This is a genomic window from Streptomyces rectiviolaceus, assembly GCF_039533825.1.
Taxonomy (GTDB): Bacteria; Actinomycetota; Actinomycetes; order Streptomycetales; family Streptomycetaceae; genus Streptomyces; species Streptomyces rectiviolaceus.
In genome coordinates this window covers 88120-101781 of the sequence record NZ_BAAAUG010000013.1, presented here as the reverse complement: position 1 = coordinate 101781, position 13662 = coordinate 88120, and the positions used below count along the sequence as shown (strand labels likewise).

Sequence of the window (13662 nt, the reverse complement as noted above, 5' to 3'; positions counted from 1 at the left end):
CGCGGGAGCGGATGCCCGGGAGTTGAGGAGGGCCGGGTGGTGGAGCGCGACGTGCTCGCGGGGATCTCCGCGGCGAGATGCGGGACTCGGGCCGGAACTCTGGCGAGCGAGTCCTCGTAGTGGTGGGTCCGCTGCCTGGACAGTCGCCCGAGCTGGCCCGGCGGCATCCGAACCTGCACGGTCCGGTCGGGGCTGGCGCGGTTCCTACGCTTCTGCAGCGAGGTGGTAGCGCACATCGACCTCGGCAAAGGGGTGTGAGCCGTGGGCGTGCCGCAGCCGGATCGGCTGGCCGCCGGGGTTGTCGAAGAGCCGGATGCCGTCACCGAGCAGGATGGGTGCGATGTGCAGGTCGATTTCATCGATCAGGCCGCGTTCGAGCAGTTGGCGGCCGATCGTCGGGGAGAGGACTTCGAGGTTCTTGCCGTCGGCGGCCTCCAGGCCGATGCGTACCGCCTCGGCCACGTCGCAGTTCAGGAACGTGACGCCGTCGGCGGGCGTGGCGTCTTCGGGGTGGTGGGTGAGGACGAAGATCGCGCCCTTCCAGTCCTCGCTGTAGGGTCGGGCGTTCGGGTCGCGGTCCCAGCCGTTCCGCCCGCCCAGGACCGCGCCGGTGGTCTCGATGTACTCCTCTTCCACACCTTCGCGGCCGGTGACCCCGGTCAGCCAGTCCATGGCGTGGTTCGGTCCCGCCACGAACCCGTCCAGCGACATGCTGAAGTGGAAGAGGACCTTGCCGGCGGCCTGTTGCGGTTCGATGTCCAACATCTGGAGCTCCTTCGCTCGTCGTGCCGGCGCGGAAGCACCCGCTGCACAGACAGACCAGACGGACGCCCCAAACTCATCGGCGCATCTCGGACCGTTCGGGCGCCGCAGACACTGAACGATCCGACGGTCGATATCCGCCGGGACCGCCGCTGTCCGAAACCGTCCGGGTTCTCAGTGAAGGGCTCGATTGTCGTCAGGACAACGGCCGGGCGTGGGAACTCTCCGGTGCGAAGGCCGTCGCCGACCGGGCCACGGTCATCGCGGACGGCGGCTATCGGGGAACCGGCCTGCTCATTCCGCACCGCCGTGAACGCGGCCAGACCGAACCGCCGGCTTGGAGAGAGGAGCACAACACCTCTCACCCCAAGGTCCGGGCCCGCGTCGAGCACGTCTTCGCGCGGATGAAGTCATGGAAGATCCTTCGTGACTGTCGTCTGGAAGGCGACGGTGTTTACCCCGCGATGCTCGGCATCGCCCGGCTGGACAACCTCGCCCTGGCGGGGTGGCTCCCGCCCCATACGAGACCAGAGAGGCCTAAGGAAGGTGGCTCCCCACCTCGCCGGCTCGGAGAATGTTCAGTCGATGCAGAACTCGTTGCCCTCGATGTCCAGCATCGGGATGCACGACTCGTTTTCCTCATCGGCGTACAGCGTTTGTACGTGGGTCGCACCGAGCGCGACCAGCCGTGCGCACTCGGCTTCGAGCGTGGCGAGGCGCTCGTCCCCCACGAGCCCAGTGCCGACCCGGACGTCGAGATGCACCCGATTCTTAACGATCTTTCCTTCAGGGACGCGCTGGAAGTACAGGCGCGGGCCCACGCCTGAGGGATCACTGCAGGCGAACCATGATCCCTGCTTCTCGGGCGGCAGGGTGCGGTTGAAATCGTCCCAGGTGGTGAGCCCCTCCGGTGGCGGCGGTATGACGTACCCCAACACTTCACACCAGAAGCGAGCGAGGCGCTCAGGTTCTGCGCAGTCAAAGGTGACTTGGAACTTCTTGATCGCTGACATCGGCGCACCGTACCGCGTGCCAGGAGGACCCTGCCGCTCATTTCCCCAGGAGGATCCGCCCGTCGTCCGTCGCCTCCTGGGCAGCCTTGGACACCAAGTGACAAACCCAGTCCACGGGAACGACGCGACCGTGGCGGCGGAGCGCTCCAGTGGTCCCCAGGATCCGGTCCTGACCAACCACCCTCAGGGTGACATGAGTTGCGGGACAACCCATAGTGCGGTGCGCACGCCGTACGGCACTGAGTCGGAGCCTCACGGGGGATGTCGCCAGAACTTTCGCTTGGCCAGGTGCGCGCCAGACGCCCACCGGGGCCCACCGGAGGCGTCCCGGCTGACCACCGACGGTCCGCCCCCGAGTTGCGGGTCTGAGCGCCGTCGGGGCGCCGGGGGTGGGACTCCCCGGGCGGCGCGACGTGTCAGGGCTTGCGGGCCACTGCCCCGTACATGGCGATGGCCCGGTCATCGATGCCGTCCTGTTCAGGGCCCGGCCGCCACTTGTGGACCTGGGTGATTCCTGGGTCGGCCAGGTCCATTCCGTCGAAGAGGGAGGTGGCGGTCGGCAGGTCGCGCAGCGCCATGGGCATGCCCTGCTGGGTGTATTCCTCGGCCACCCGGCCGACTTCTTCGGGTGCGAAGTCGGCGGTGCCGATGGTCATCGCCAGGAAGCTGCCCGATGGCAGCGGTTCGAGGAGTCGCCGCACCAGACGCCGGTCGTCCGGCGGCAGGATGAAGTGCAGTATCCCAATGATCATCAGGCCGACCGGCTCGTTCAGGTCGATCAGCGCACGGAATTCGGGACTGTCCAGGATGGCGTCCGGGTCGTGCATGTCAGCGTCGATGTAGGCGGTCGCCCCCTCCGGCGAGCTCTGCAGGAGGGCGCGGGCGTGAGCCAGGACGATGGGGTCGTTGTCGACGTAGACGACGCGGGACTCCGGTGCCACCTCCTGCACCACCTCGTGCAGGTTGGGGGCTGTGGGCAGGCCGGTGCCGATGTCGAGGAACTGCCGGATGCCGTGCTGCTGGGCGAGGAAGCGCCCGGCACGGTGCATGAACCGCCGGTTCTCCAGCATGTGCACGGGCAGCGCCGGCCAGTGCTGGCACATGGCGTCGCCTGCCTCTGCGTCGACAAGGTAGTGGTCCTTGCCTCCCAGGATGTAGTCGTACACCCGCGCCGAATGCGCAGTGGAGGTGTCAATCCGATCGCCTGCGTTGTGCATGGGCCGCTCCGCTCTTCACCGCTGACTATGGTCTTCAGACGCTACAGCGGGTCGAGCCGCTGCTCGAACAGCTTGACACCGCCACGGCGCCATCGAGGGGCGGGTCACGTGAAGTTGATTGAGCGTCAGGTGCTCAGGCGGGCCAGCAACCACGATGAGGAGGCGGCTGCCTGACCGTTGGGACCGGCCTGGGTGAGCGGGCACCTGGAGGTGGCGTACGGGTCTTCGGAACCGAGGCAGTGCGGCGGTATCACTTCCGAAATTCGGAGGCTGACCATCGGCATGCGGGACGGAGGCCCCTGTGCCCTGGTGCTGCGGGTCTTCGTCAACGCAGGGCACGTTGCGGACTGGCTGAGCAGGGGGGGTGGCCTTGCCCCTGTGGCGCACCTACCCGCATCGAGGCCGACGCGCTCTCGCTGGGGAGTCCGGCAACGCTGGCGCCTGGGGGGCAACCCTCCCGGCCCTGATCCAGGAGATCACCCACCGCGCACGCACCGAGTGCGGACGACGGTGGGTCCAACGGCGCGAAGAGGAGGAGACATGCCGCTGGCCCGCGGCCAGAACAATTCCAACCTGCAGGCCGATCCGGCCGACGAAACGAGCGTGCCTGTCTGACGAGTGTCGTCGACACCATCGTGAAGGCCACCGGGCAGCGCCCGCCGCACGGCTGGCTGGGGCCGCCCTGACCGAGACGTTCCAGACCCCGGCGCTGCTCGCCGAGCTCGGCCTGAACTATGTCCTGGACTGGACGAACGACGACCGGCCCTGCCGGCTCAACGTGCCCGGAACGCTGACGTGCCGTACGCCCTGAAGCTGGACGAGCTCGGCGATTCCACGATGCACGCCCTGAGCGGGCCGGCCGGATTTCGTGCAGATGGTCAAGGACCAACTTGACCAGCTCCACGCCGGATCGGCCGGCAGGGTCATGTCCCTGGCCCTGCACTTGTTCGTCAGCGGTCAGGCCAGGCGTTCTGGCTCAAGTACCTCGACCAGGCCCTGGAATACATCGCCAGCCACCCCGGAGTCCGGATGACCACCAGCGACGGGATCGACGACACTACACACACCCCACAGCCCCAGGGAACGTCCTGACCGAATCAGCCACTTCTTGGCCTCACGCGATACGAAGCTAGGGTCACGATCATGAAACCGCTGACTGGGATCACTGACCAGGCCCCGGCCAGTCCGGCTGCTGCTGCCGACGACATGCTGGCCACGCAGCCGCAGTACTGGGTGTTGAACTGCGTGAATGGCGGGCCCGAGGCGCCGAGCCGCGAGGAAGTCGTCGGTCATCTGACGCCCGTCGCGGACGGGCCGCACGAGATTGCGCGAGTCGTCGACCAGCTGGTCCACCGCGGTTGGTTGCGGATCGGCGCCGGGCAGCGCCTGCAGCTCACCGACGCAGGGGAGCCTGCCAGGGTGCGGCTGCGCGAGCTGGCGACCGAGGTGCGTGCCGTGGTCCACGAAGGCACCAGCGACGAGGAGTACGTGGCCGCGCGCAAGGTGCTGCGCAGGATGGTCGCCAACGTGGAGGGCGCCGGGAACTCCTAGGGCCTGTCCGGCGGAGCTTGGTCGAGAGCCGCCAGGAGGCGTGGGATCAGGGGACTTGAGTCGTTCTTGCGCCAGGCGACGGCGACTCGGGTGCGAGTGGCGTGGGCTTCGATCCTGCGGAAGGCGACCCCTTTGAGGCGGATGCGGCGGATGCTCTGCGGTGCCAGTGATACGCCCAGGCCGGCTTCCACCAGGGCGCAGACGGTCTGCCATTCCACGGCGTGCTGAGCCACCCGGGGTGTGAAGCCTGCCGCGGTGCACAGGCCGGTGATCTGGTCGTACAGCGGCGGGCCGACGGCGCGGGGCAGGAGCACAAAGGGGCAGCCTGCCAACTGCTCGACGCGGACGACGCGTTGCGCCGCGAGAGGATGCGTGGACGGCAGGACGGCCACGAACGGCTCGCTCAGCACGGTCGCGAAATCGAGTTCCGCGTCGTGGGCCGGCGGCTCGCGCAGCAGGCCGATGTCGATGGTCCTCTCGCGCAGAGCGGCCAGTTGAGGCGTGGTGGTCATTTCATGGATGTCCAGCTCCACGGCGGGAAACCGTTCCCGGAAGGTTCGCAGCAGGCCGGGCAGGACGGTCAGGGCGAGAGAGGCGGCGAAGCCGATCCGCAGGCGGCCGGCCCTGCCGCTGCCGACTTCTCGGGCTACGGCCAGGCCGTTCGCGAGGCCGGTGAGGGCCTGCCGTGCGGCGGGGAGGAGTTCCCTGCCCGCCGGGGTGAGGGTGATGCGCCCCGGTTCGCGGCTGAACAGCGCGTGGCCGACCTTGTCCTCCAGACGCCGGATCTGCTGGCTCAGTGGCGGCTGGGCGATGCCCAGGCGGGTGGCGGCGCGGCTGAAGTGCAGCTCCTCGGCGAGCACGACGAAGGCGTGCAGCTGCGGAAGGGGAAGTTCAGGGCGCTCCATACGCTTAGAGATATCACCCCATGCCTGAAGGTGTATTAGACGTATCTGTGCTGGTCACTTAGCGTTCGGCGCATGACAGAGCGACGTTCCATCCTCAGCGGCTCGACCTTCGAAGAGCAGATCGGCTATGCCCGCGCCGTGGTCGACGGAGACTGGGTCCATGTGTCCGGGACGACCGGTTTCGACTACACCACCATGACGATCTCCCAGGACGTGGTGGAGCAGGCCGAGCAGTGCCTCCACAACATCGAGGCTGCGCTGGCCGAGGCGAAGTGCACCTTCGCCGACGTGGTGCGGGTGCGCTATCTGCTGCCCGACAGGGCCGACTTCGAGCCTTGCTGGCCGGTGCTGCGCCGCGCCTTCGGCCAGGCCCGACCGGCCGCCACGATGCTCATGTGCGGCCTCGCCGATCCCCGTATGAAGATCGAGATCGAGGTGTACGCACGGCAGGCAACCGCGTGACCGCCCGCGCAAGCGGATCTGGGAGACGCGAAGTGGACCCGGGCGATGCACCGTGTGGCGCTTGCCCGTCGGACCGGGGTGCTGGCCATCGTCAGCCCGCCGATCCGGAGGAGCGGTGGCCAAGGCGGCGCAGGTCGGCCGCACGGCTGCCGGTGGGCTGGAGATCAGCCCACGCGTGCAGTTGGGATCCGGCGGTGCCGTCCTGGAGTGCCCGGCCCGAGGCCCCCTCGCCTGCGGCCACGGGCGTGGTGGGCGCGGTGGTGGTGTGGCCGATCAGGTCGAGGGCGGCCTGAGGGCCGTGATCGCGGCGGGTGGCCGCCACTGCTTCCAAGTCCCAGACCATTTCGCCGACCATGGTGCGGCGCGGACCGCGCGCCTCCACCGTTCCGCGGACCAGCAGCAGCCCGGAATGGAAAATGACGTGGCGCAGGCCTAGTGGGAGTCCTCGAAGAAGGCGAGGTCGCGCCTCCGCGATCCTCCGCCATGGCGCGAGCAGCTCCTCCGCCAGATCGGGGCGCCCGGAGATGAGCGCAGCCACTGACTCCGAGCCGGGACTGAGCAGCACTACCAGGCCGTGGCCGAGGTGCTCCTCGAGCACGGGCCAGGCCGCCACCGGCACGCCGTACACCGGCCGGGCGTGGGCGGCCGACGCGATCCGGCACAGCCGCGCCCACCCGCCCGCGTCCTGCGCCAGCAGCGTGACGCGCCACCGCGCCTCGACGACGTGCGCCCCGCCGCGCGCATCCGCAACCCGTTGGGACCGTGCAGCCTAGGTGGCCCGAAGGGCCAAGTCCCTGCTCAGTCACGGGCGTGAGCTGTAGGCGTTCCGAGGGGGCAGAGTGTGGGCGAGGCTGCGGTAAGTGTCACCCGATCCTGGATGGTGAAGGCAGCGAAGAGCTACCTGGTCAGTGCCGCTCACTGCTGCTGCGATGCGGATCTTGAAGCGGTTGGTGGCGGTCAGCAGCGCAGGCCGACGATGCCCCAGCCACGGCGCTCCGCCTCCGTGACGATCTCTCCCCAGTCGGTGAGGAAGTCGGCAAACGACTCGAAGGTCGCGATCCACCCGCTGTCGCCAGGCTCCGCGGCATGCCGGGTGAACGGCTCGCGCAGCGATTCCAGCTGGGGCGCAGCCTGTCGCCACCACGCCGCGATCAGCGGCACGTACTCGGGCGGACATCCCAGCAACAGGTCCGAGTCCCACGTGCACGACCGTTCCGGGAGTTCGGAACTGACCCCGGTGACGTCTTCCAAGCCATGCCAGAACAGGACGTCGTTGAACCGGTCCAGCAGGTCACGCACCTTCGGCTCGGCGAAGTCCCGCATGTGCTCCCAGCGGTGGCCGGCCCAAAAGTGCGGCTTGTACGAACCACACGTGTTGCGCAAGGCATACCTGCCGTACCAATCCGTGCCCGGCTGTGCGGGCCACGACCAGCCATGCTCGAAGAGGTCATCGCTGTACACCTCGCCGAAGGCGGCATCGGTCAGCAGCGCTTCCCGGTCGTCGGCCGCGAACGCCTCCACGCTCGGCCAGTCCACGATCAGCACCTCTATCCCCACACCCATCGGGTCAGCGTAGGACAGGAGAACTCACCCCTGAGGGCCAACCGCCCCTCTCTGGGGCCAGCAGCGCGCTCAAGGGCCAACTATGGCGCTCGAGCGGCCTATCTGTCACTCACAGGCCGCGAGATGGTGGGGGCGGACTGGTGCGCGTGGCTGGCTGGGCGATTGCGAACGTGATGCCGGTGACTGATCTCTCGCAGGGAAGGTTGAGGGGCAAGATTCTCCAGAGAGCGAGAGCCGCTCCGACTGCCCCAGTACCGTGGCTTCGCATGACCGACTCCGAGATCGAGATCACCGCAGACCTGGTGCGCGACCTGCTGGTGGAGCAGCATCCAGACCTTGCAGGGCTGGCCATCCGCGAGGTGGCGGGCGGCTGGGGCAATCAAATGTGGCGTCTCGGGGACGAGTTGGCCGTACGCATGCAGCGCATGGACCCCACCCCGGAACTCCAGCTCAAGGAGCGACGGTGGCTACCCGTGCTGGCCCCGCGCCTGCCGCTCCCAGTGCCGACCCCGGTGCGGTTCGGGGAACCGTCCGAGCGCTTCCCCAAGCACTGGACCGTCATGACATGGGTTCCCGGCGAGCCTCTGGACCACGGCCTGATCAGCCGCGGCGCCCATGCGGCCGACACACTGGCGGGCTTCCTCAGAGCGCTCCACGTGGAGGCACCGGCCGACGCGCCGATCAGTTCGGACTTCGGCGCTCACCCCAAGAAGTGCACGGACAGCTTCGACTACTTCTTTGAAGCCGTTGTTCCCGGCGGCATTGCCGACGAGGTCCGGGCCGTCTGGAACGATGCCGTTGCGGCCCCCGAGTGGGAGGGCCCGCCGGTGTGGGTGCACGGCGACCTCCATCCCGCGAACGTCGTCGTCTCGGACGGAACGCTCTCGGGCATCGTCGACTTCGGCGCCATGTTCGCCGGCGATCCGGCCTGGGACCTCGCCGCCGGATGGGTGCTGCTTCCCGCGGGCACGGCCTCACGGTTCTTCGACACATACGCGCATGCAGACGAGGCGGCGATCCGGCGCGCCCGCGGGCTGGCCGCTATGAAAAGCCTGTTCCTCATGCTGATGGGCCAGAACGGAGACCGTGGCCTTCCTGGCGGCAAGCCGACATGGGGACCCGCAGGCCGGGCAGCGCTCGATCGTGTTCTTCAATTAGAGCACTAAGCGAGGATCGGCCCATCTGGCCAGCGGCTTCTGACACGTCAGGTGCTGCAGATCGCCTCCCAGGAGTCTGGGGCAGTGCCGTGAGTGAAATGCGCATGCGATGGTCGCCGAGCTCAGGCAGGATCGCGGCATGTCGACCGATGTCAGCGGAATGATCGAGTGTCGGCCGGGGGCCCGACTTTGGGGTCCGGAGGACGAGGACTCCGTGTGGGAAGCCGGCATCGATCTCTTCTTGCTCAACAGGGGCAACGCCTATGACGGCTTGGCCTGCCTCTTCGGAATCCGCAACTCCTTCGGCTTCCGCCCCCTGGCCGAGCGCCGCGGCCTCCCGGACGACGCCTCGGACGGGCTGCGCGGTCAGTTCGCGGCCTACGGCGGCCCGGACGATGTGCACGGCACCACCTGGCTGACGTGGGCTGAGCTCGCGGCCACCGACTGGCAGGAGACAGACGCCTCCGGCACGCGAAGCCGCGCCGCGGCCGCGGGGACCGACTCCGGCTGGGGCCGAGTCTGGCGCGTCATGTCCATCCTCAGTGAGGTGCACGGCTCGGAAAACGTACGCCTTGTCGTCTGGTTCCACTGACACACGTGTGAGCGCTCTAGTTGGCAAGCGGTGCCAGATAGGGCCTTACGTTCCTGGGACGGGACGGCCGAGCTTCGTAAAGGATCGCTGGGTAAGTCCTGGCCGCACTGTCTCGGTCATGCCGGCGGATCGGTGGAGGGCGGCGGAGCACTCGCAGCCGACAGGGTCGGCGGCGGCTCCTCCAGGGCTAACAGGTGCCGCTGGAGGTCGACATGCCGGAACTGGTAGACCGATCCGACTTGCCGCAGTACGCCGCGGTGACGGTGGGCGTCGTCGAGAAACGCCATCACATTCCACGGAAGCCTCCAGCGGAAGACCAGGTACAGGCGGATCAGGAGGAAGCGTCCAGTGGCGGTCCGATTCAACGCGAGGGCCAGGCCGAGGACGCATCCGACCCAGAAACCTTCACCACTTCCGGTGAACATGACGGAGATGCCCAGAAGCCGGGACACGTTGACTGCGGTGTTGCCGAGCGCAATGCCGGGGCCGAGGAGAAGGCTCCAGACAAGAACAGGTACAAGCAGAAACTGCGCGAAACTGCGCTGATCTTCACGCAGCAGGGCAGCGGGTGTCGCAGCACTACGTGCATGGGCGGGTAGCGCCGTCAAACCGGCGACGATGGTGCAGGCAAAGAAGCCGATGATGGCCCAGGGGACGGCCAGAGGGCCGTATCGCCATGCAAGAAGCACTCCGATGAGGAGCGAGCAGAACAGACTCAGAGCTAGAGCGCGCGAGTTGAAGGACCAACGGAGGCGTCGGGCAGGAACGAAGCGGCTTCTCAGTCGTGCGACAACGCTGACGACGAAGCCGAACGCGATGAAGGCCGAGGCACTCACCACACCACGGGTTGGATAGTCGAGGAACAGCAGCCACCAGTCTTCGACAGGGTGGCCGTAGTTCGTGTACGGGAGTGGCAGCACGTTGAGGATGGAGCTGGGGAAGCGCTTGAAGCCGAAGAGCCATCTGACCGCCCAGTTGTCGTAGAGCAATCGGTAGCCCGGGTGGTACGCCTCGTAGAACGTGATGGCACGGCCCGCCGCCGAGAGCATGAGCGTGAACAGGCCGACTATGGCTCCGGTGATCGCTGTGAGCACCGGGGCAGGCAGGGCGTACCGCAGCTCCCACCAAGCGATGTCCACAGTCCCGTGTCGTCTGCGTTCCAGATGCTGTGCCACCTTGCGCAGGACGTGTTCCGCTCGGGCGGGTGTCCAGCGGCAGGGGTGGAGGGCGTGGGGTCGGTAGGCAGCGGGGATGAAGGCGTTCAGCAAGTAGGTGCGCAGGGCTGTTTGGTCGGGGAAGCGTTCGGTGTCGCAGAGTTCAACGGGGTCGGGCAGATGGGGGCCGGCTTCGTCTGGGCGAGGGTTGTAGATCGTCCGGGCCAGAAACAGTGCCAAGGGCGTGGTGAGCACTATGGCGAGTGGGGGCAGTTGGGGCATGTGGTCGAGGACGGGGTTCCAGCGGTCGGCGGCCGGGGTGCCCTCGCCGCCGGCGTCCCGGCGTAGGTAAGTGGCGACGGTGCCCGGGGTGAGTGGCTCAAGGACGAGGCCCGCGGCGCCGTTGAGGCGTTGGGGGACTCCAGTGTCGGGGTGCAGCGCCTGGGCATACTCGGTGCTCCGGGACGAGAGGATCACGGGACGGCCCGGGGGAAGGGCGGCGTTGATGGCGGTGAGAGCGGTACTGCGACTGGCGGGAGCGAGTTCGTCCAGCCCGTCCAGGATCGGGAGGATCAGCCGGTTGTCCAGCAGGGCTCGGGCCGTGTTCCGCCTGCCGAACTCAGTGGGGTGTTGGCTCAGCGCCGGGTAGTCGGCCGTGAGCCGGCTTGCCATCCAGCTCTCCAGGCTCTGTACGGGGTTCCACGAGGCGAGCGGGAAGATCACCGGAACGGGATCCCCGGGGCTGCGTCGGTCGAGAAGGCCGAGCAGCAGGACGACGAGCAGTATGGTCTTGCCGGCTCCGGGTTCACCCAAGACGAGCAGGCGGCGGCCGGGAACGCGGTGGGTGAAGACGTCGGTGATCTCGGTGTCGGTGCCGACAAGGTCCTCAGGGCGCGAGGCCCACTGGTTCTGCGGGGCGTAGCGATTGGCCATCTGGAGGAGCAGGGGCCAGGGCTCCACTAGGCTTGCGTCGGCGGGACGCCAGGACACGGGCAGCGGGTAGGGGTCGTTCAGGCGCCGCAGCCGGGCTTCGGCCTCCCACTGGTCGCGTACCGCCAGCGCCAACGCGTCCGCGAAACCGCCGACCGGCAGCCCGACCGCGTACTCACGCCGGTCAGCCCGGTAACCGAGCCAGGAGACCGCGAGCGCGGCCGCGCCGACAATTACTCCCAAGGCGCCGACGCCGACGCCGAGCACTTCGGTCAACTTGTCCAGAGGGCCGCGCAGTTGGTCTGCCATCCACCACAAGACGGCCAGACCGGAGCACGCCGACGCCAGGCCGACCACCCACAGCACTCGCTGGAACCATGAAGCCCCCCGTCGCATACACCGCATCGTGTCTGACGGGTGCAGCAGATCTGGAGGGCTGGTTCGCAATCCACCCGATAGGCTGGCAGAGCGGTTGTGACCTTGATTTTCGCAGTGGGTCGGCTCGACGCGGTACGACCCGACCGAGCACTGACCGTAGTCATCACGGAAGCGCGTTCAGAATCTCTTGGTTGGCCCGTGTGAGCGTTGTCAGGTGGCTCACAGGACCGAGCGGCGCTCCGGCAGGTGGGCCTGTGCAGACTGTGCAGACCGCCGAGGTGACCTGTTTACCCTGGCCAAATGATGGATGCGAGGGACTTCCGGGTCGGCGACGTGCTGTCGGTCGCGTGTCCCTTCACGACGACCACGGTCGAGCGGGGCCTTTCGTGGGACGACGTGGCGGTGCGATGGCCATGGTGGGAAATCGACACCGACGGCGAGTTCGGGCACTGGAACGGGATCGTCGCCCTGGGCGTAGGCAGCGGTGGGCGCGTCTCGCCTGATGTAGAGGCCGAGCTGTTTCGCACCGACCCTCCCCCCCCCGAACAGCTGAAGGCGGGAGACGTCTGCCGCGTCGGCGTGCAACCCACTCTCGTGCACGTGACGGCCGTCGATCACCACGATCCTCCGTTGGAGACGGTCTGGCTTCGAACTGCTGATGCGTCCGTACGCGTCTTTGCGGGTGGGCGACGAGGTCGCCGATGCCGTCGGCCTCCTAGCCACGGCCCTCGCGTCCTCGACGGAGCACGGCGTTCCTGCTCGGGTGAGTAGGACGAGGGGCCGCACAGCCAACGGTTCGCACCAGGAGACGGTCCGAGACTGGATGTCACTGACCGAGGCCTCGCCTACACCCTGACCTGTCGGGACGCCTCCGGCACCAGTGGATGCTGGGGACGTCCGAGCCGCAGACGTGCTGTCGGTTGCCTCCCCCTGCACGCCGACCCGAGTCGAGCGGGGTGTGACGTGGGACCACGTGTCGGTGCGACGGCCCTGGTGAGAGATCGGCACCGGTAGCGACTTCCGCCATTGGAACGGGGTCGTTGTCCCGCCACCGGTGCCATCTGTCTGTGAACCAACCCTTGCCTGCCAGGACTGCCGACCTCGACCTACGCCCTCCTGCAGCACCGGCTCGGCGACGGCACGATCGGCTACAGGGCGGCGGTGTAAATGACCGCCGTGTCCTTGCACTGGCCGGAGGCGAAGACGCTGATGGCGTCGAGCTCGGCCGGGTCGGCTGCCAGGTCCCAACGCAGCTTGGTGGCCACCCACTCCGAGACGTACCGGCAGTGTGCGGCCGGCAGCGGCGGCAGCCACTGGGACGGATCCTGATCTGCCTTGGACCGGATGGCACGGCCGGTGACGGCCACCAACGAAGCCGGGGCGCCCAGGTCGTTGGCGTACGCCTCCCGGCGCTCCGCGCTCCAGGCGGAGGCACCGGAGTCCCATGCCTCGGCCAACGGGACCATGTGTTCCACATCGAGCGACTTGGCGTTCTCGACTTCCTGGGCGTCGTAATACGACAGCCATTCACCACCGCTGAGCTTGCATTTCGCGCCGACGGACGGCTCCTCACTGGCCTCAGCGATCAGAACCTCGGCGCGCGCGTTGCAGCCGTCGTTCTTCACCGCCCCGGCGTTCCAATGCTTGAAGGCGGTGCGGGTGTAGCCCTCGCGGCGTTCACCGGCGACCGGGATACGGTGCACGGCGTCGGCCAACGTCGTGGTCTCGGCGGGACCGGCGGCCTGCGTCGGCGCCGGGGCGAGGAGAGGGGTCAGGGACAGGCTGAGCGCGGCGAGGCCGCGAACGAAGTTCTTGATCACCCTGCAGGTTTAACGGTGCACACGTGTGTGGCCGAAGAGCTCGGCAGGACTCTCCGCCGTGTGGGGGGCGAAGTTCACCGCAGAAACGTTGTACTGAACTCCATCGCCTCCACCCGCGGGGATCAGGTCCGCCCTCGGCTCTGGCGGTCACATTGCCC

At 67.9% G+C, this 13662-nt stretch carries 11 protein-coding genes and 2 pseudogenes; 5 read left to right on the top strand and 8 right to left on the bottom strand.

Annotated features, from left to right (window positions below; translation table 11 throughout):
* Positions 1 to 204 precede the first annotated feature (204 nt).
* Positions 205 to 765: a dihydrofolate reductase family protein gene (locus tag ABD378_RS03235; RefSeq protein ID WP_344518768.1), complete on the bottom strand. Its 561-nt coding sequence runs from the start codon at positions 763 to 765 to the stop codon at positions 205 to 207.
* 17 nt (positions 766 to 782) lie between these two features.
* Here ABD378_RS03235 and ABD378_RS03230 point away from each other — a divergent pair.
* A pseudogene (locus ABD378_RS03230) lies at positions 783 to 1268 on the top strand (transposase family protein); the annotation flags it as partial.
* A 72-nt stretch (positions 1269 to 1340) separates the two neighbouring features.
* Here the strand turns inward: ABD378_RS03230 and ABD378_RS03225 are convergent.
* The gene (locus ABD378_RS03225) at positions 1341 to 1775 is read right to left on the bottom strand and encodes a VOC family protein (RefSeq protein WP_344518767.1); all 435 of its coding nucleotides are present in this window, start codon (positions 1773 to 1775) and stop codon (positions 1341 to 1343) included.
* 416 nt (positions 1776 to 2191) lie between these two features.
* Entirely contained in the window at positions 2192 to 2992 is an 801-nt protein-coding gene (locus ABD378_RS03220; protein ID WP_344518766.1) for an SAM-dependent methyltransferase, read from the bottom strand.
* Positions 2993 to 4135: 1143 nt separating this feature from the next.
* Here ABD378_RS03220 and ABD378_RS03215 point away from each other — a divergent pair.
* Positions 4136 to 4543, top strand: a complete 408-nt coding sequence (locus ABD378_RS03215; RefSeq protein ID WP_344518765.1) for a MarR family transcriptional regulator — start codon at positions 4136 to 4138, stop codon at positions 4541 to 4543.
* On the opposite strand, the gene ABD378_RS03210 is transcribed toward ABD378_RS03215, so the two are convergent.
* Complete coding sequence (locus tag ABD378_RS03210) at positions 4540 to 5448, bottom strand: LysR family transcriptional regulator (protein ID WP_344518763.1); 909 nt, start codon at positions 5446 to 5448, stop codon at positions 4540 to 4542. The genes ABD378_RS03215 and ABD378_RS03210 overlap by 4 nt on opposite strands.
* Positions 5449 to 5520: 72 nt before the next feature.
* Between ABD378_RS03210 and ABD378_RS03205 the strand changes: the two genes are divergently transcribed.
* Entirely contained in the window at positions 5521 to 5910 is a 390-nt protein-coding gene (locus ABD378_RS03205) for a RidA family protein (protein WP_344518762.1), read from the top strand.
* A 91-nt stretch (positions 5911 to 6001) separates the two neighbouring features.
* Here the strand turns inward: ABD378_RS03205 and ABD378_RS03200 are convergent.
* Both ABD378_RS03200 and ABD378_RS03195 read right to left on the bottom strand, forming a co-directional pair.
* A pseudogene (locus ABD378_RS03200) lies at positions 6002 to 6387 on the bottom strand (single stranded DNA-binding domain-containing protein); the annotation flags it as partial.
* A 480-nt stretch (positions 6388 to 6867) separates the two neighbouring features.
* Positions 6868 to 7473, bottom strand: coding sequence for a hypothetical protein (locus tag ABD378_RS03195; protein WP_344518761.1), 606 nt, complete (start codon positions 7471 to 7473; stop codon positions 6868 to 6870).
* A gap of 266 nt (positions 7474 to 7739) precedes the next feature.
* Here ABD378_RS03195 and ABD378_RS03190 point away from each other — a divergent pair, with 266 nt between their 5' ends.
* Positions 7740 to 8639 (top strand): aminoglycoside phosphotransferase family protein, encoded by a 900-nt coding sequence (locus ABD378_RS03190; protein WP_344518760.1) that lies wholly within the window; start codon positions 7740 to 7742, stop codon positions 8637 to 8639.
* Between the two features lie 130 nt (positions 8640 to 8769).
* Positions 8770 to 9222, top strand: coding sequence for a hypothetical protein (locus ABD378_RS03185; protein ID WP_344518759.1), 453 nt, complete (start codon positions 8770 to 8772; stop codon positions 9220 to 9222).
* Between the two features lie 116 nt (positions 9223 to 9338).
* On the opposite strand, the gene ABD378_RS03180 is transcribed toward ABD378_RS03185, so the two are convergent.
* A complete protein-coding gene (locus ABD378_RS03180; RefSeq protein ID WP_344518758.1) occupies positions 9339 to 11663 on the bottom strand; it encodes an NACHT domain-containing protein in 2325 nt (774 codons plus the stop codon).
* Between the two features lie 1169 nt (positions 11664 to 12832).
* Positions 12833 to 13504, bottom strand: a complete 672-nt coding sequence (locus tag ABD378_RS03175; protein WP_344518756.1) for an HNH endonuclease family protein — start codon at positions 13502 to 13504, stop codon at positions 12833 to 12835.
* Positions 13505 to 13662 lie beyond the last annotated feature (158 nt).

Excerpts from the sequence above, each read along its gene's own strand:
- ABD378_RS03235 (WP_344518768.1), bottom strand. The coding sequence starts at position 765 with ATGTTGGACATCGAACCGCAACAGGCCGCCGGCAAGGTCCTCTTCCAC.
- ABD378_RS03225 (WP_344518767.1), bottom strand. The coding sequence starts at position 1,775 with ATGTCAGCGATCAAGAAGTTCCAAGTCACCTTTGACTGCGCAGAACCT.
- ABD378_RS03220 (WP_344518766.1), bottom strand. The coding sequence starts at position 2,992 with ATGCACAACGCAGGCGATCGGATTGACACCTCCACTGCGCATTCGGCG.
- ABD378_RS03215 (WP_344518765.1), top strand. The coding sequence starts at position 4,136 with ATGAAACCGCTGACTGGGATCACTGACCAGGCCCCGGCCAGTCCGGCT.
- ABD378_RS03210 (WP_344518763.1), bottom strand. The coding sequence starts at position 5,448 with ATGGAGCGCCCTGAACTTCCCCTTCCGCAGCTGCACGCCTTCGTCGTG.
- ABD378_RS03205 (WP_344518762.1), top strand. The coding sequence starts at position 5,521 with ATGACAGAGCGACGTTCCATCCTCAGCGGCTCGACCTTCGAAGAGCAG.
- ABD378_RS03195 (WP_344518761.1), bottom strand. The coding sequence starts at position 7,473 with ATGGGTGTGGGGATAGAGGTGCTGATCGTGGACTGGCCGAGCGTGGAG.
- ABD378_RS03190 (WP_344518760.1), top strand. The coding sequence starts at position 7,740 with ATGACCGACTCCGAGATCGAGATCACCGCAGACCTGGTGCGCGACCTG.
- ABD378_RS03185 (WP_344518759.1), top strand. The coding sequence starts at position 8,770 with ATGTCGACCGATGTCAGCGGAATGATCGAGTGTCGGCCGGGGGCCCGA.